Here is a 17,001-nt window from a genome sequence, read left to right as displayed (position 1 = left end):
CCGAGATCTTGATGAAATCCTAACAGCTCGAAATCTTCAATAATCTCTGAAAATTCTATAGCTTCCCGGGTATGAGCGACACCGCGATCGAGCTCACCGGGCTCACCAAGACCTACGGCACCCGCCGCGGCCTCACCGACCTGACGCTCCAGGTCCGCGCGGGCGAGGTGTTCGGCTACCTCGGTCCCAACGGCGCAGGCAAGTCCACCACCATCCGGATGCTCCTGGACCTGATCCGCCCCACCTCCGGCACCGCCCGCGTCCTGGGCCTGGACCCCCGCGCCGACGCGGTCGAACTGCACCGCCGCATCGGCTACCTGGCCGGCGACTTCGTCGTCGACGGCCGCCAGAAGACCGGCGAATGCCTCACCTTCCTGGGCAACCTGCGCGGCGGCGTGCCACCGGCCCGCATCCTCGAACTGGCACAGCGACTGGACCTGGACCTGTCGGCACGCATCAAGAGCCTGTCCAAGGGCAACCGGCAGAAGGTCGGGCTGATCCAGGCGTTCATGCACCACCCCGAACTGCTCATCCTGGACGAGCCCACCTCCGGCCTCGACCCCCTCGTCCAGCAGACCTTCCTCGACATGGTCGGAGAGGCCCGGCGGGCCGGGCAGACGGTGTTCATGTCCAGCCACATCATGAGCGAGGTCGAAGCCGCCGCCGACCGCGTCGCCATCATCCGCGAGGGCCGGCTGGTCGCCCTGGACACCGTCGCCGACCTGCGCGCCCGCTCGTTCCTCCAGGTCCGCGTCACCTTCGACGCCCCCGTACCGGAGGAGGACTTCACCGACCTGCCCGGAGTCACCGGCCTGGCCATCGAGGACCGCACCCTGACCTGCCGCGTCGACGGCCCCCCGGACCCGCTGATCAAGGCCGCCGCCCGGCACACCGTCACCGGCCTGCACGCCGACACACCGGACCTGGAAGAGCTCTTCCACACCTACTACAGCGGCGCGCCGAGCACCGCCTGACCCGGCACCACGACGAAACGGCGGCACCATGACCACCACCGCGACCACCCCGGCCACCGGCTCCGGCGTCCCGGGAACCGCAGGCCCCGGCCGCTTCCTGAACTCCTCGATCTTCGGGAAGACCCTGCACGACAACAGGCACGTCCTCACCGTCTGGGCCCTGGCCACCGGCCTGCTGGCGATGATGTACGGCGGCTTCTACCCGCAGATCTCGGCCGATTCCATGGCCTCGGTCCCCGAAGCCATGCGCGGCTTCGGCTTCGACGACGCCCCCTCCGCGGCCGGCTACCTCCAAGGTGCCGTCTTCGGCCTGCTGGTACCGCTCATGGCCACCTTCTACGGCGCCGCCACCGGAGCCCGGATGATCTCCGCCGACGAGGAATCGGGCTACCTGGACCTCCTCCTGGCCCACCCCGTCGGACGCACCCGGCTGCTCCTGCACCGCTTCGCCGCCCTGACCACCGGCGCAATCGCCATCGCCGCCGTCGTCTGGGCCGCCATGCTCGCCATCCGCGACACCGCCGAACTCGGCACCGTCAGCGTCGGCGGCTTCACCGCCCAGGCCATCAACCTGGCATTGCTGGCGACCCTCTTCGGCGCGCTCGCCACCGGCCTCGGCGCCGCCACCGGCAAAAGCCGCGCCACCGTCTTCGGCACCGCCGCCGGCCTCGGCGTCGCCACCTACGCCCTGCACGGCTTCGCCCCGCAGATCGGCGCCGACTGGCTACGCCACCTGACCCCGTACCACTACTACATCGGCGGCGAACCGCTCAAGCACGGCCTGCAACTCGGCGACGCCACCATCCTGTCCGCCGCCGCGGCCGTCCTGATCGCCGCCGGCAGCCTCCGGCTGAACCGCCGCGATCTCGCCCGCTGAACCTGGCCCGGCACGCCCATGCCGAGCCCAGGCCGACAACGCGCCGGGGCGTCCGTTCCCGCTGGCGCCAGCATGGCGTCGCAGCGGGCGGGACGAGGAAGACGTGCCCAAAACAAGCAAGGCGGTCTTGGCGTGCTGGAGGTCGCGCCGTCACCATCGCCAACGGCGGCGTCCACCCAGGACATCGGCGGCTGCGGGGTCGTGGGCCGTGCCGGGGCGGGCCATGGTCGGGCGCCCGGGCTCTTGATCATGTCGGTGTAGTAGCTGTCGTGGTGGATGAAGAACGCGGTCCGTCCCTCGTCTCCTTCGAGGCGGCGCCGGGGCGAACAGGATCAGGAATTCGACCGGACGGCCGGACGGGTTCCCGAAGGAGTGCAGGCTGCCTGGCGGTACGTAGAACGACTCGGTGGGCGTCGGTGCTCATAGAGGCCGAAGTCGCCACCGGTCGATGTCTTGGGTAGTCGGTCCGGCCCTCGGACGGTGTGACCAGATCGGCCGATGTGCCAGCGGGACGGAAGCGTGCACTGCCGTGGTAGTGGGCTGGGGGGTCGTCGGCGTCCGACCAGGACATTTCACCTCCTTAGCGAGCGAGTACGCGACCGGACATGTCGCCGAACACTGACGGTTCGACCTCGGTGATGAAGTCGGTGGGGAATCCGGGGGCGAATCCGGTAGCGGTTTCGAGTCGCTCGATCGCGTCGGCGGGGAGGGTGAGGTCGAGTGCGGACAGAGTGTCGTCGAGTTCCTCGACCGTGCGCGGCCCGGTGAGGGGGTGCACGGCTCGGGACCGTGTCCTGGTCCAGGCCAGCGCGACCTGAGCCGGGCTCGCTCCGAGTTCGCCCGCGACCTCACGTACGACCACCGTCACAGGGGATTCCGGATCGTCCGGACTGGCCGCACCGGCTGGAACGGGTGGGCGCGCGAGAGCGCCGTGCCCGAGTGGTCCCCATGCGGCCACGGTGAGGCCGAACGCCTCGGCCATGGGCAGTAGTTCGCGTTCGATGTCCCGTCGCAGCAGGCTGTAGGGGGCCTGCAGGCCGGCGAAGGGCGTCCAGCCGCGCCAGTCGGCGAGGGTGTTGGCCTGCGCGACGATCCAGGCGGGGGCGTCGGAGATGCCGATGTAGCGGACCTTGCCGGCGCGCACCGCGTCGTCGAGGGCACGCATGGTCTCGGCGAGAGGTGTGTGCCGGTCCCATATGTGCACCCAGTACACGTCGATGTAGTCCGTGCGGAGGCGGCGCAGGCTCTCCTCCAGTGAGGGCACGAGGTTCTTGCGGTGGTTGCCGGCGGCGTTCGGGTCGGTCGCGTCCCGGGTGACGGTGTACTTGGTGGCGAGGACGAAGCGTTCCCGGCGTCCGGCGAGTAACTCTCCGACGACGCGTTCGCTGTTGCCGTCGCCGTAGAAGTTCGCCGTGTCTATGACGTTGCCACCGGCGTCGGCGTAGCGGTCGAGGACCCTCCGGGCGTCGGCTTCGGTCAGACCGCCGTCGGGGTATCCGTAGGCCATCGTGCCGAGGAAGAGTTCGGAGACGCGCAGGCCGCTGTTGCCGAGCAGTCGGTATTCCATGTCAGCTCCGTCGATGAAGGTGTGGCCGCCAGGCGGTGACCGTTCCGATCAGTTCCGCGAGATCGGTGGTCCCGTGCTTCCGGCCGATGTCGATGGCGACTTTTCGCCGGGATCGAACGAGATACCGGCCGGCGGTCGTGTGGGCCGCGGCGACGGGCGCCTAGGTCCGGTTGTGGGCCCGCAGCGGCGCGAGCGCCCGTGCCCAGGCGATCAGTTGGTCGAGCATGTCGGTGAGGGCGTCTTCCTGGTGCGGCGCGGGGCGCAGGTACTGGAAGTCCTCGAAGTCGGTGTGCAACCCGAGCCCGACCTGCGCCGACACGTCGGCGATCTGGAGTTCGCCCATCATCGACCGGAGCTGCTCGACGGCCCGCGCCCCGCCGAAGGCGCCGTACCCGACGAACCCGGCCGCCTTGTTGGTCCACTCGGCGTACAGGTAGTCGATCGCGTTCTTCAGTGCGGCCGGGGGCGCGTTGTTGTACTCCGGTGTGACGAAGACGTAGCCGTCGAACCGGGCGACGACCTGCGACCAGGTCTTGGTGTGCGGCCTGGTGTACCGGGCCATCATCGGGGTGAACGGTTCGTCGAACATCGGCAGATCGATCTCGGCGAGGTCGACGAGCTCGAATTGCGCGTCGCCGCGCTTGGCCGCCGCCTCGTACACCCAGCGGCCGACATCGCCGCCCTTGCGGGGGATGCCCCCGCCGTTCCCGTCGTCGCCGGGTCGGGTGCTGCCGACGATGATCGCTATCTTGATGGTCATCGGGTCTCCTTCGCGCCGTTCACTCGCGGACGACGCTATGACCCCGGATCGAGATGACCAATGCATGCACGTCTCGAATTAATCATCGAACGTCTTGCTCCCTAGACTCTCTTCCGTGGACGTGTTGAGCGATGTCATCGCGAGCATGCGCATCGGGCGCCCCGGTTTCGCGCGGGCCGAACTACGCTCGCCATGGGGCATGCGGTTTCCGCCGAGCCCCGGCACCGCGGGGTTCACCGTGCTGCTCCGCGGGTCCTGCTGGCTTCTGGTCGACGGCCGGGAGCCGATCGCGGTCGGACCGAGCGACGTGATCTTCGCCCCGCGCGGAGACGGCCACGGCCTGGCCGACAACCCGGCCACACCGCTGGTCGAGGCCGTCCACCCACCGCCGCCCCCGGCCGGAGGAGGCGACGTGGTGACCCTGTGCGGCGGCTACCGGCTCGACCCGAACCGCACCCACCCGCTGCTGCAGGACGTTCCCGCCGTCCTCCACCTGCCCGCGCGGCTCGGACGCCACGACGACCTGCGCTCCACACTCGGCGCGCTCGGCCGGGAACTCGAAGCGCCCCGCCCTGGAAGCGCGGCGCTCGTCCCGCTCCTGCTCGACATGCTCCTGCTGCACGTCCTGCGTGCCTGGTTCGAAGACCAGCCGCACGAGCCCGGCGGCGCGGGCTGGGCGGCGGCACTGGCCGATCGATCGATCAGCTCGGCGCTGCACGCCATCCACAGGGACCCCTCGCATGGATGGACCGTCCAGTCGCTCGCTGAGGAGGCGGGCCTGTCCCGGGCGGCGTTCGCCCGCCGTTTCAGCGCCGCGGTCCGCCAGCCGCCCCTGACCTACCTGACCTGGTGGCGGCTGACGACCGCGGCGAGCATGCTCCGCGAGACCGACGCCTCGCTCGAACAGGTCGCCTTCCAGGTGGGTTACTCCTCCCAGTACGCCCTCGCCAACGCGTTCAAACGTGAGTACGGCGTCCCGCCCGGACGCTTCCGTCAGACCGCGAGGGCATGACCCCACCGCCTGAACCCCTGTTCTCGTGCATAGCCGGGCGGCGGCGACTCGACCTGTCGCGGACGGTGCTCAACACGTTGTCGGGCGGGCTGTGCAGTGCTGCTCGGCATCGTTGCGGCCGGGACGCACGACGCCCGCGCTCGGGTGGTGCGAACGTGCGGGCAGGTAGTCCGGGTCGATCCGCGTGCACAGGTATGGCTTGCCCTTGGGGGTGAGCATCGCGGCGATCGCTTGCCAGAACGCGTCGTGGTCACCGCCTGGTCGCGGGGCGATGCCCGGGCTGCTCAGGTCCGCCGGACGCTCTCCCGGTACTGCCCGGGAGTAAGACCGATCTGCCAGGCGGCGGCCTGCACCGGGTCCCGGATCCAGCCGGGCACCAGCTCGCCGAACTCCCGCCGGGTGCCGTCCCGTTCCACCGTCCCGTTGGTCATCAGCAGCAGGTGCAGGTGGTCGTCGTACAGTTCCTCGACGCACCAGAGACTGAGGACCTGCCCAGGGTTGCCCGGGTCCGGTGCCTCCCGACCGACCCGCGGCCATCCCGCCTGGCCGACCACCTGACCCCAGCCGGCCCGCCCGGCCAGCATCTCCACGGCGCAGCGCCGCTGTTCGGAGTTGCGCAGCGACACCGCGCGGCGGATCGGGACGTCCTCTTCGACGATCTCGCGCGGCATGGTGACGCCGTGCCACGCCCACAGGCACCAGCCGTCGGGGTACCGCACCGCCGGGCCGCTCGGATGGTGGAGCCGGCCTTCGGCGTCATGGTGCAGTTCGATGGGACGTTCGGTGAGGATCACGCTGTTGCGCATCGGCCACCACTCCCCGACCTCGCGTCCCACCCGGAGCAGGCCACGGCTGTGGCGGTCCGGTTCCCAGACACCGCAGCGTGCCAGGAAATCGAGACGGGCCAGCTGCCCCAGCATCGGCGGGCGGACCGCGCCCAGCCGGGGCAGCGCCGCCACCTCGGGAAGCTGCTGCGCGTCCTGCCAGGTCGCGGCCACCTGGTCGACGGCCGCGCCGACAGCCTTGCCGAGCCCGGTCTCGACCGCGGCGGTCACCTCGCGGCCGAGCCGGCCCGGCAACCCGCCCCACCGCGGGTCCCGCTCCAGGTCGTCCAGGTCAGGCGGCAGCGGCTCCAGCATGATCAGGTCGGTCTCCGGAGGGTCCTGCGGCACCTGTTCGACGACGGCCTCGCCAGTCGGTTCCGGCAGCGTCTGCCACGCCCGCCTGGTGACCAGCGGAAGCCGGCCCGCGCGGATGTCGGCACCGATGCTGCCCGCCATCGGGGAGCCCAGCCAGATCACGTGCTCGGGTGGCTGCCGGCCGGCGCCGAGGTAGACGTCCTGGACGCCCGCCTCGGCCGCCGCCCGGTCCACCGGCCCCACGGCCAGCCCGTGCCCCGTCCACTCCTCGCGCACCGACGCCGACAACGCCTGCTGCTCTGCGGTCGGCGCCGTCGGTGGCCGACCGTGACCGTGTGCGGGACGCAGGTCCGTCATCGTCAGTCCGCAACAAAGCGGACGGTCGCGCTCATTGCCTGCTCCCGTGCCGCCCGCTCGCGCGCCGCCTGGTCACGGGCCGCCTGCGCCATTGCCTCCTGCTTACGAGCCTGCTTGCGGGCCTGGTCGCGCTTGCGACGAGCCCCAGGATCGAGGACACGCGGCGCCAGTTCGCGCTTGCGGCGCAGCACGTACCGGCCGGGGGCGATTCCGGTGTCGCCGTGCTCGGGGTGGTCCAGCCAGGCGGTCGCGCCCTCGCCGACCTCCAGCGACCCCAGGGTGAGGTCGTCCGCCGCGCCGCCGTCGCGGAAGTCGTACCGGACGTCACCGGAGGCCAGCAACAGGTGCGTGTGGCCGCCCGCCTCCCCACGGACCACCGCGACACCGGCCGCCGGGACCGGGGTCATCGGACGCTGGTGGTCGTCCACCGCCATCGCGGCGGGGATCACGGACACATCCCCCTGGTGCTGCAACCCGGCGATCGTCGGGATGTCGAGTTCGGCGGCCAGATGAGCCAGGTCGATGCCATCCGACCGCACGCTGCTGAGGAGTTTCACCACGGCCTCCCTCGAAGTGACTTGCCCAAAAGCTAGCGCCGTCGGCCCCACAGGGGAAACGTATTTTTCGGGACCGCATTCAAAGCCGCCAGCACACCCCCGCCCGACCTGGGTTCGCGAATGTCCATCAGTCTTATTGAAAGCTCCGCTATTCCACCCGCACGGCCCCAGCAGCGTGCCGCCCAGCGCCGCCATCACTGCGATGGGCATGTTGCTGTACAGGCTCCAGCGCCAGTCGGCGCACATTCCAAACGCCCCGGCCGTGTTCACGGGTCTGGGTGAAGGTGGCGGGTACGAGCAGGGCGGCGAACGTCCCTTGCAGCGCCCGCGCCGCGAACAGCATCCCGGGGTTTTGATCGTCGGCATCTGCCCTCCGGGCGTTCGCCGCCGAACCAGGTACACGACCGCGTTCCACCATGACCAGGCCCGATGTGCCTTTGACGTCATTCGGTCACTCGTTTGCCCGGTGGGATGCGCAGGTGGTGGAAAGGCGGCGGGGCGGGTGGCTCGCGTCCGTCCCGCCGCTCGGGACGTGATCGGCTGGGTCAGCCCTGTGGTTTCCTGCGTTCAGATGTTGCCGGTTCCTGTTGCGGGTCGGCGTTCGAGGTGGGCGGCAGGTGCCGTAGCAGTGCCACGGCCGCAACGGCGAGCGCGGTCAGCAGCACGGCACAGCAGAGCGCCGCGGTGTTCATCCCGGTGGTGAAGGCGTCGCGGGCCGTCTCCAGCAGCCGCGCCGCCGGCTCGGGCGGTAGCTGCTGGGCGAGGGCGGTCGTTTCGGTGAGGGTCTCACCCGGTGCGGCTTTGGGAAGACCGTCGCGGTAGACGGCGGTGCCGACACTGCCCAGGGCGGCCACCCCCATGGCCACGCCGAGTTCGGTCCCGGTCTCGCTCAGCGCCGAGGCCGCGCCCGCCTTGCTCGGCGGCGCCGAGCCGACCACCATGTCGGTGCCCAGCGCGGTGGCGGGGCTGCCGCCGGCGTAGGCGAGGGTGAAGCCGAGCACCGTCAGCAGCGTCCCGGATCGGGCGTCGACCTGGGTGAGCAGCACGAATCCGGCCGCCGACACCACCAGGGCGGCCCCCACCACGTAGCCGGGACGCACCCGCCGGGCGGCCAGGGGCGCCAGCGTGGAGGCGATCAGCAGCGCGCCGGCCGATGGCAGCAGCCAGAGCCCTGCCTCCAGCGGCGACATCTGCCGCACCAGTTGCAGGTACTGAGCGACGAACAGGTAGATTCCGCCGACGGTGGCCGCGCTGACCAGCAGCATCACCAGGGAGCTGCCGAGGGTGCGGTCGGTGAACAGCCGCAGATCCAGCAGCGGCTCGGCCAGTCGCCGCTGCCGGCGCACGAACAGCACGCACACGGCGGCGCCGACCGCGATGAAGGCCAGCGGGACGAGCGCCGGACCCCGCACTGACAGTTCTTTGACGCCGTAGATGACCGGCAGCGTCGTGGCCGGCGTCAGCACGACGCTGAGCAGGTCGATGCGCCCGGGTCGCGGGTGGCGGACCTCCGGCAGCAGCATCGGCGCGGTCACCAGCAGCAGCGCCAGCACCGGCACGCCGGCTACGAACACCGACCCCCACCACAGGTGCTCCAGCAGGACTCCCCCGAGCACCGGCCCGGCGGCGACGCCCACCGAGAACACCGCCGCCCACACACCGATGGCCAGCCCGCGCTGGCGCGGCACCCGGAACATGTCACTGATCAGCGCCAGGGTCGACGGCATCAGCGTCGCCCCAGCCATCCCCATCAGCCCGCGAGCGGCGATCAGCGCTTCCGCGCTGGCGGAGTAGGCGGCCAGGAGCGAGGCGGCCCCGAAGCCGGCCGCGCCGAGCATCAGGAGCCGGCGACGACCCAGCCGGTCGCCGAGCGCGCCCATCGTGACCAGGAACCCGGCGATCATGAAGCCGTAGATGTCGACGATCCACAGCAGTTGGACGCCGCTGGGCCGCAGGTCGGCGCTCAGTTGTGGCACCGCCAGGTGCAGCACCGTCAGATCCACCGCCAGCAGCAAGGTGGGCAGGGCCAGCACGGCCAAGCCCAGCCATGCACGCAGCCGGGCCGGGGATGCGTCATGCGGCAGCATGGACGCGGACATTCGATCTCCTTCACAAGAAGGGTGATCAGCCCGCACGACCCGACGCGAATCGCCGACGGTCCGCGCCGCCCGTTCGCCGAGAACACCGCCCGCTACAGCGCAGGCGGTACGGCGGTCACGGCACGGAAAGGGAACCTCACCTCGAGCACCTCGACCCACGACGGTAATCCCGTCGAAGTGCGGTGAGACGACGGTTCAGGGCACCAAGCGCAGCGGCCCCATGCAGGCAGAATCAACCAGGCAGGAAACAGGTCGGATCACCTGTGGACACCGAAAGCCGCTCCGGCGCGAAGGCTCGCGCACGTCACTGTGGACGCGCTTGACGATGAACGGGAACGACGGTCAGTTCAGGGCGGGCCACGCAGGCGAAGCGGAAGCCTGGACCATACCGCGAACCACGATCGTCAAGATCACCCTCCAGGAGCCGGACGGCAGCGCTCCCGCGATGCTGGCACGCCAATTCTCGACCATGCAAACTCACCCCGGCCGACCAGCGCTCGGAGGTCGGTGCTCATCGCCGTCGATCGAGGTCCAGCCACCCCCTGGTGCGGGCGGTCATCGGCGGCTCCCGGGTTGCCGCACTTCTTTGCGGCCCGGCACGTGAGGCTGGTGGCGAACTGCCGCGTCACCGAAGAAGTCAGCGGCGCACGCCCGCGACAGTCCCGGCACCGGCTGGTCCCCGCTGATGGGACTCCGGCCGCAAGGAACACAGGCCGTTCGATCTGCGACTTCTGCCAGTCGTAAAGCTGATCGACGGCCCAGGCCACGGAGCTGGAGCGCTTCAAGGACCTCGGCGACGGTTTGAACACCGAATCTCGCATCGGGGTACCGAATGATATTCGGAAAACCCTCGTGATTGAGTGATCTTCGGCGGATATGCGATCGATGGGTCGCCCCCTGGATCGGGTTCCAGGTTCCCGTTGCGGGCGGCCGGCGTTGAAGGAGCCGAGGATGAGCCTGACCGTGGAGGAAGCGGGCCGCGCGCTCGCCGATCCGAGCGCGTACGCCGATGACGCGCGGCTGCACGCGGCGCTGGCGCTGCTGCGCCGCGAGGCCCCGGTGCACTGGGTCGAGCCCGACGGCTACCACCCGTTCTGGGCGATCACCAGGCATGCTGACGTGCTGGAGATCGAGCGCAACCATCAGATCTTCCTGAACGCGCCGCGCCCGCAGTTGCTCCCCTCGGCCGTCGAGGACGAGATCGAACGGCAGGCCGAGCAGGGCCTCGGGCTGCGCACGCTGATCCACATGGACGACCCGGACCACCGGGTGATCCGGGCGGTCGGGGCGGACTGGTTCCGGCCCAGGGCGATGCGCGACCTTGAGCCGCGGATCAAGGAGCTGGCCCGCCGGTACGTGGACCGGATGGCCATCCTCGGCGACACCTGCGACTTCGTCCGGCAGGTGTCGGTGCACTACCCGCTGTATGTGATCCTGTCGCTGCTCGGCCTGCCCGAGTCCGACTTCGAGCGGCTGCTCAAGCTGACCCAGGAGCTGTTCGGCGGTGACGACAAGGACATGCGCCGGGGCGAGACCCCCGAGGAGAAGTTCGAGGTCCTGATGGAGTTCCTCGGGTACTTCCAGGAGCTCACCGCCGCCCGCCGCGCCAACCCGACCGACGACCTGGCCTCCGCGATCGCCAACGCCAAGGTGGACGGGAAGCCGCTGAACGACTTCGACGCCGCCTCCTACTACGTGATCATCGCGACCGCCGGGCACGACACCACCAGCGCGACCATCTCCGGCGGGTTGCACGCACTGATCGAGCACCCCGGCCAGCTCGCCCGGCTGCACGACGACCCCGCGCTGATGCCCCTGGCGGTGGAGGAGATGATCCGCTGGGTGACCCCGGTCAAGGAGTTCATGCGGACGGCGAACCAGGACTACAAGCTGGGCCAGGTGACGATCCGCGAGGGCGAGTCGGTGCTGCTGTCGTACCCGTCGGCGAACCGGGACGAGGAGGTCTTCGACGACCCGTTCCGCTTCGACGTGGGCCGCGATCCCAACCGACACCTGGCGTTCGGGTCCGGCACGCACTACTGCCTGGGCGCCGCGCTCGCCCGGATCGAGATCCGCGTCTTCTTCGAGGAACTGCTGCCCCGGCTGGAGTCGATCGAGCTGGCCGGTACGCCGGAGAACACCGCCACCACGTTCGTCGGCGGCCTGAAGCGGCTGCCCATCCGCTACTCCCTGCGAGGCTGAATCCGCCGGAAGTAGGGACGGGACTGTGCGGGACGTCGATCAGTCGGCAGATGCTCACGGGATGTGCGGCGTGCCGTTGGAGATCAGGTGTCAAGGAACTGTGCACGCTCCGTCAAGGACGGCATGCGCGTGCCGCAGCATACTGAAGCCAAACTGCCGGGAATTCGATTTCCGCCCATGCGGCGATCTGCGTCATACAAGCGGTTGAGAGGGCCTGTAATGTCTCGGACGTACCGGCGCATATTCGTGCGTATCGGTTTGGCCTTTGGCCTTGTGCTCGCCTCGATCACGTTCGTGGCCTCGCCCGCTTCGGCCCACACCCTGGGCGAAGCCGTCGTTTCGGAGCGGGGGTGCGGTTGGCCGAACGGCGACTACAGGGTGCTCACCAGGGTGGATCTCTGGGATGACCGGAACGACATGCCCTTGGGCGAGGTCTATGTGTTGTGGAACGGCACCTATCGGGAGAACTGTGTCGTCACCTTGAGGGTCGGCCGGGCGGACGGCGTCGCCAGTTATACAGAGGCCGTCTTGGAACGCCAGGGCATGAAGACCATCAAGGACGAGGGGAACTACGCCCACTATGCGGCGGCCAGCGGCTACGCCGCCGGCACGTGCATCAGGTGGACGGGGTCCATCGCGGCGATCTACGGCGGAGGAATCTACGGCACCACCACCACCGAGTGGAGGTACTGCGGCTGATGTCCGGCTCAGCGCGAATCCAGCGGGTGACGTTGCGAGCCGGTCGTCAGGCCTGCCGAGGCCATAGCTGCCAGGACGCTGCGATGGCTCCTCGCCGCCGCCTCCGCGACGGGCATCGCCCGGTGGACCGGCGTGATCACCTCGGCGCCGATCCGTCGAAGAGCGCCGATCGGGTCGAGCGTTCGCAGGAAACGGTCCAGGTCGAACTCCCCCTCGGCCGGCAGTGCGCGGTCCATGCTCTCGTTCCGGGTGCCCGGCGTGTCGAGGAGCGCTCCGTCATCGAGTTGCACGGAGAGGACGCGATCGCCGTCGATCGATGCCAGGAGCTCGAAGTCAGGGTCCGAGCGGAAGAAGTGCCATGCGTCGATCAGAAGGCCGCCGTTGGCACGGTCTGCCTGCTCGACGATGTCCCATCCGGTTCGGAGGTCCGGTACCGACGACCAGGGCATGAACTCGAGTTGGGCCTCGGCTCCGAATGCGGCGACCCTGTCGCCGACGTCCCGGAACGCGGCCGCCATGCCCGTCTGGTCCAGGGCGCTGTGGGGATTCGGCACCACGCTCACGAGCTCGGCTCCCACCTCCGCGGCCCCGCGCAGCGAATCCTCCAGGCCGATCGCCGCGAAGGGCGATACGGGCGGCACGAGCGTCGGGTGCCATCCCATCAGAGGATCGAAGATGATCCTGAGTCCGGCCGTGCGGATGCGGTCGCCCACTTGTGCGGGCGAGAGTCCGCGCTCCGACTCGGTGGCGAGATCCAACGCGCTCAGGGACACCCATTCGTACGGACCGTCGGCCGCGACTTCGACGCGCGTCTCCAGGTCTCCGAAGAAGTCAGCGGTGCCGGCCCAGAGGATCCAGCTCACCGGGTTCCGGTCGATGCGTTCAACGGTCATCCGGCCTCCTCGTACTCGCCTCGGCGTTCACCGGCGCCCGGAGGGGGTGGACGCGCACACCCCCTCCGGGCCGTCGACCGGGTCAGCTCGCCGGCGCTTTCCAGATCATGTTGTCGCAGGTCATCTTCGGTTCGGACTTGATCTGCCCCTGCTTCTCCGCCAGCTCGATGGCGCGCTGGAGGGCACCGCAGTCCAGCTTGGTGGACAGCAGGCGCATCGGACCGTCCTTGGAGACGACCTGCTTGGCGAGATCCAGGCTCGGGACCCCGAAGGACTTCTGGAGCCCGGCCGCCACGGTGTCCCGGTTCTGCTCCGCGGTGACGTAGTCGAGTGCGTCGCCGAATGCCGCGCAGAACTTCTGGGCCTTGTCGGGGTTCTTGTCGAGCCAGTCCTTGTTCGCCATCCAGCCCGAACTCATCGTGTTGTACATGTCCGAGGGGGCGTCCTTTTCGTTGGGGACGTCGACGAACAGCTTGACGCGGTCCTCGCCCTGCTGGGTGAGGAAGGGGTAGGTCACCACGGCGTCCACCCGGCCCTGGTCGAGCGCGGAGAGGGCGCCCTTGCCGTAGCCGATCGCGACGTAGCTGACGTCGGAGGCCTTGAGGCCGCCGGCTTCGAGCATCATGCCGCCGAGCAGCTCGGTGGTCGACTTCAGTGCTGAGACACCGATCGACTTCCCCTTCAACGCGGCGATCTTCTGCTTGTAGGGCAGACCGGCCATCCCGGCCAGCGGGCCGTCCGAGTCCACGATGAGGCCGTTCCAGATCACGGGGCCGACACCGCAGAAGTAGCGGAGGTCGGCTCCCTTCTGATTGGCCTGCGCCATCACCACCGGGCCCTGCTGGACGGTCTGGATGGAGCCGTTGGCGAGACCCGCCAAGGCCGGAGCCGCACCCTGCATGGGGACGTTCTCGGCCTCGAGGCCGCGCTTCTTCCAGACCCCCGCCTCGGACCCGAGGATGAACGGGGAGTCGGAGGCGGTCAGGCTGGTCGCGACGTTGATCGTGCCGGCCTTGGAGTCGCCTCCGGCTCCGCACGCGGCCAGGCTGAGCGCGCACGCGACGCTGACCAGCGCGCAGGTCATCTTGTTCATCCGGGTCTCCTCGTCGTTGCGCGGTCGAGTTCCAGCTCGACCAGGGCCGTTCACTGGCCCATGTCTTCACAGGGTGTTCTGGTAGCCGCCCGCCACCGGCAGCCCGGCCCCCGACAGGTAGTCGGCCTGGCGCGAGCACAGGAAGGCCACCAGCGCGCCGAAGTGGTCCGGCGAGCCGATCCGGCGGCCGGGCCCGTCGCGGTCGGCCGCGAAGGCCAGGTAGCGGGCGGTCGAGTGCGGACCCGGCTGGATCGAGTTGACGGTGATGCCGTCGTCACGAACCTCGTCGTTGAGGGATTTGAGGTACACCGAGAGGGCGGCCCGGGCGGCACTGCTGCTCGCCAGGCCCACCAGCGGTTCGCGGGCCCCGAGCGAGGTGATCGCGACGACCCTGCCCCAGCCGCGCGCCCGCATGGCGGGCACCGTGGCCGTGCACAGTTCGACCGCGCTCATGAAGTTGAGCCGCATGGCCTCGTCGACCGCGTCCTTGGTCAGGTCCACCGCGTGGGCACCGCGTGGTCCGGGCGCGTTGGCGACCAGTATGTCGATCCCGCCCATCGCGGACCCGGCGTCCTCGGCCAGCCCGGTTCCCGAGCCTTCCGAGGAGAGGTCCGCGACCGATCCGGTGCATCGGGGCCCGAGCCGTTTCAGTGCGGCGTCGAGGCGATCGGGGTCCGAGCCGCAGATGTGCACCCGGGCCCCCTCCGCGACCAGTCGCCGTGCGGTGGCGAAGCCGAGCCCGGTGGTCGCCGCGGGGACCAGCGCACGCCGGTCACGCAGGCCCAGGTCCATGGCCGCTCCGCACGGTGGAACGTTCCGGCCGGTTCACTCCCAGCGGAGCAGCCACTGCTCGCCCTTCTCCGCGATGAGGCCGAACACGGTGGCGATGACCGCCATCACGACCAGTACCGCCAGCATGCTGTTGATATCGAAGGAGTTGCTGAAGGACACGACCGACAGCCCGAGCCCCTGCTTGGCGGAGACCATCTCGCTGGCCACCACTCCGAGGAGGCTGTAGGTCACCGAGAGCCGGACCCCGGCCGCGATGGAGGGGACCGCCGACGGCAGGGCCACCTTCCACATCACCTCGTGGCGCTTGAGACCGAGGGTCTTCACCACCGCCAGCTGGTCGGGCTGGACTCCTTTGACCCCGGCCCGGGTGTTGAAGAGCATCATGAAGAAGACGATGGAGACCGCGAGGAAGACCTTCGACCAGATCGTCAGGCCGAACCAGAGCAGGAACAGCGGTGCGAACGCGATCCGGGGGAGGCTGTTCACCGGGATCAGGAAGGGCGAGATCACCTTGTCGAGGAAGGGGACCTCGGCGAGCACGAGACCCGCGAGGATTCCGGACGGCACCGCGATCAGGAGCGCCAGGAGCGTGGCCCAGAGGGTGTCGAGTGTGGGAGCGACCAGCTCGCCCGATGCGAGCATCCGGGTCAGCGAGTCCCACACGCCCGAAGGCTGCCCGACGAACTGCGCGTCGAGGCTTCCCGTGCCGACCAGGAGTTCCCAGCCGCCCAGCACGATGACGACCAGTGCGGCCCGGCCCAGCCAGACCTGGATCGTTCCGGTCTTCTTCGGCTTGCGCCGCTGCCGCCGGGACGGCTTCTCCTTCGGAGTCGCCTCGGCGGTCCTGGTGAGAAGGTCACTCATGGCCTTCCCCTTCCTGCAGGAGGTCGAAGAGATCCCGGTGCAGCCGCTGGAACTCCGGGCTGAAGATGATCTCCTTGAGGTTCCCTGAACGCGGCCGCGGCAGGTCGACCGGCTGGTCGGACGCGATCCGCCCGGGCCTGGGCAGCATGACCACCACGCGGTCCGCCAGGAGGATGGCCTCGTTCAGGTCGTGGGTCACGAACAGCACGGTCTTGGAGACGCGGTCGGATCCCTCCTGCTCCAGGAGGTCGAGGAACTCCGCCTGCAGGCGGAGCTTGGTCTGGGCGTCGAGCGCGCCGAAGGGCTCGTCCATCAGGAGGATGTCGGGGTCGGTGACCAGGGTGCGGGCGATCGCGGCGCGCTGGCGCATGCCGTGCGACAGCTGGCGCGGGTAGACCTTCTCGAAGTCGGCCAGGCCCACCAGCTCGAGCATCTTCCGCGAGCTCGCGAGCCGCTCGGCCCGTGACAGGCTCGTGCGCGCCTCGAGACCGAGCTCGACGTTCTTGTGGACGCGGCGCCAGGGCAGCAGGCCGTCCCGCGCGAACATGTAGCTGGTCTTGTTGCTCGGGCCGCGCACGGGCTGCTCGTCGATGACGACCTCGCCCTCGGTCGGCTCGACCAGGCCGGCGAACATGTTCAGCAGGCTGGTCTTCCCGCAACCGGATGCTCCGACGAGTGCCACGAACTGGCCCTTCGGCACCTCGATGTTCACCTCGCGCAGCGCCTCGACCGTTCGCCCACCACCGAGCCCCCCATAGGTGAGGCTGACATTGCGGGCCGCCAGCACGGACTCACGCGCCTCAGTGCGCGCCTTGGGCGCGACCTCACCGGTCACGGATGTCGTCATTCGGGTGCCCACCTCCAAACGTTGCGTGTGTTCCCGACGGGGATCCAGGGCGGTCGTCATGCACTTCTCAGCTCGCCCGGGGCTCATCTGGGACGATGCCGGGCGAGTATGTTGCATCAGTGTGAAGTTACAGTGTGACGTACGTCAATAGGTCGGGATGAACAGCCTCAACTCCCGGCACGGAGAGGCCGTCCGGGAGCGGCCGAGAGGAACCCGAAACCCGCCTGGAGCGAGGCGGCAACCTCGATCGATGCCATCAGGATCATCGC

At 69.5% G+C, this 17,001-nt stretch carries 15 protein-coding genes; 5 read left to right on the top strand and 10 right to left on the bottom strand.

The features are described from left to right. Positions 1 to 71: 71 nt before the first annotated feature. Entirely contained in the window at positions 72 to 974 is a 903-nt protein-coding gene (locus tag ACZ466_RS40420; RefSeq protein WP_378287525.1) for an ABC transporter ATP-binding protein, read from the top strand. 28 nt (positions 975 to 1,002) lie between these two features. Next, positions 1,003 to 1,851, top strand: coding sequence for an ABC transporter permease subunit (locus ACZ466_RS40415; protein WP_378287526.1), 849 nt, complete (start codon positions 1,003 to 1,005; stop codon positions 1,849 to 1,851). 580 nt (positions 1,852 to 2,431) lie between these two features. Here ACZ466_RS40415 and ACZ466_RS40410 read toward each other — a convergent pair. Together ACZ466_RS40410 and ACZ466_RS40405 are read right to left on the bottom strand one after the other, a co-directional pair. Then, positions 2,432 to 3,418, bottom strand: a complete 987-nt coding sequence (locus tag ACZ466_RS40410) for an aldo/keto reductase (protein ID WP_378287528.1) — start codon at positions 3,416 to 3,418, stop codon at positions 2,432 to 2,434. A gap of 160 nt (positions 3,419 to 3,578) precedes the next feature. Further along, the gene (locus tag ACZ466_RS40405) at positions 3,579 to 4,178 is read right to left on the bottom strand and encodes an NADPH-dependent FMN reductase (RefSeq protein WP_378287529.1); all 600 of its coding nucleotides are present in this window, start codon (positions 4,176 to 4,178) and stop codon (positions 3,579 to 3,581) included. Positions 4,179 to 4,293: 115 nt separating this feature from the next. Between ACZ466_RS40405 and ACZ466_RS40400 the strand changes: the two genes are divergently transcribed. Further along, complete coding sequence (locus ACZ466_RS40400) at positions 4,294 to 5,190, top strand: AraC family transcriptional regulator (protein WP_378287530.1); 897 nt, start codon at positions 4,294 to 4,296, stop codon at positions 5,188 to 5,190. A 284-nt stretch (positions 5,191 to 5,474) separates the two neighbouring features. Here the strand turns inward: ACZ466_RS40400 and ACZ466_RS40395 are convergent, their stop codons facing one another. The 3 genes from ACZ466_RS40395 to ACZ466_RS40385 form a co-directional block, all read right to left on the bottom strand. After that, entirely contained in the window at positions 5,475 to 6,686 is a 1,212-nt protein-coding gene (locus ACZ466_RS40395; protein WP_378287531.1) for a DUF6745 domain-containing protein, read from the bottom strand. 2 nt (positions 6,687 to 6,688) lie between these two features. Continuing rightward, complete coding sequence (locus ACZ466_RS40390) at positions 6,689 to 7,243, bottom strand: hypothetical protein (protein ID WP_378287532.1); 555 nt, start codon at positions 7,241 to 7,243, stop codon at positions 6,689 to 6,691. A gap of 545 nt (positions 7,244 to 7,788) precedes the next feature. Then, a complete protein-coding gene (locus ACZ466_RS40385; RefSeq protein WP_378287533.1) occupies positions 7,789 to 9,342 on the bottom strand; it encodes an MFS transporter in 1,554 nt (517 codons plus the stop codon). A 951-nt stretch (positions 9,343 to 10,293) separates the two neighbouring features. On the opposite strand from ACZ466_RS40385, the gene ACZ466_RS40380 reads away from it, so the two are divergent. Next, complete coding sequence (locus tag ACZ466_RS40380; protein WP_378287535.1) at positions 10,294 to 11,544, top strand: cytochrome P450; 1,251 nt, start codon at positions 10,294 to 10,296, stop codon at positions 11,542 to 11,544. A gap of 219 nt (positions 11,545 to 11,763) precedes the next feature. Next, complete coding sequence (locus tag ACZ466_RS40375; RefSeq protein ID WP_378287536.1) at positions 11,764 to 12,243, top strand: hypothetical protein; 480 nt, start codon at positions 11,764 to 11,766, stop codon at positions 12,241 to 12,243. 8 nt (positions 12,244 to 12,251) lie between these two features. On the opposite strand, the gene ACZ466_RS40370 is transcribed toward ACZ466_RS40375, so the two are convergent. The 5 genes from ACZ466_RS40370 to ACZ466_RS40350 all read right to left on the bottom strand — a co-directional run bounded on the left by ACZ466_RS40370 (position 12,252) and on the right by ACZ466_RS40350 (position 16,732). Beyond that, positions 12,252 to 13,136, bottom strand: a complete 885-nt coding sequence (locus tag ACZ466_RS40370) for a sugar phosphate isomerase/epimerase family protein (RefSeq protein ID WP_378287537.1) — start codon at positions 13,134 to 13,136, stop codon at positions 12,252 to 12,254. An 82-nt stretch (positions 13,137 to 13,218) separates the two neighbouring features. Next, complete coding sequence (locus ACZ466_RS40365) at positions 13,219 to 14,229, bottom strand: ABC transporter substrate-binding protein (protein WP_378287538.1); 1,011 nt, start codon at positions 14,227 to 14,229, stop codon at positions 13,219 to 13,221. A 66-nt stretch (positions 14,230 to 14,295) separates the two neighbouring features. Then, positions 14,296 to 15,021: an SDR family oxidoreductase gene (locus tag ACZ466_RS40360; protein ID WP_378287539.1), complete on the bottom strand. Its 726-nt coding sequence runs from the start codon at positions 15,019 to 15,021 to the stop codon at positions 14,296 to 14,298. Between the two features lie 33 nt (positions 15,022 to 15,054). Beyond that, positions 15,055 to 15,885 carry an ABC transporter permease gene (locus tag ACZ466_RS40355; RefSeq protein ID WP_378287540.1) on the bottom strand — a complete coding sequence of 277 codons (831 nt, stop codon included), beginning with the start codon at positions 15,883 to 15,885 and terminating at the stop codon, positions 15,055 to 15,057. Next, positions 15,878 to 16,732 carry an ABC transporter ATP-binding protein gene (locus tag ACZ466_RS40350; protein ID WP_378287541.1) on the bottom strand — a complete coding sequence of 285 codons (855 nt, stop codon included), beginning with the start codon at positions 16,730 to 16,732 and terminating at the stop codon, positions 15,878 to 15,880. The genes ACZ466_RS40355 and ACZ466_RS40350 overlap by 8 nt, the downstream gene beginning before the upstream one ends. Positions 16,733 to 17,001 lie beyond the last annotated feature (269 nt).

This window comes from Actinomadura rugatobispora (assembly GCF_055379765.1).
Note: the sequence above shows the minus strand (reverse complement) of the source record. Positions and strands in the feature narration are given on the sequence as shown.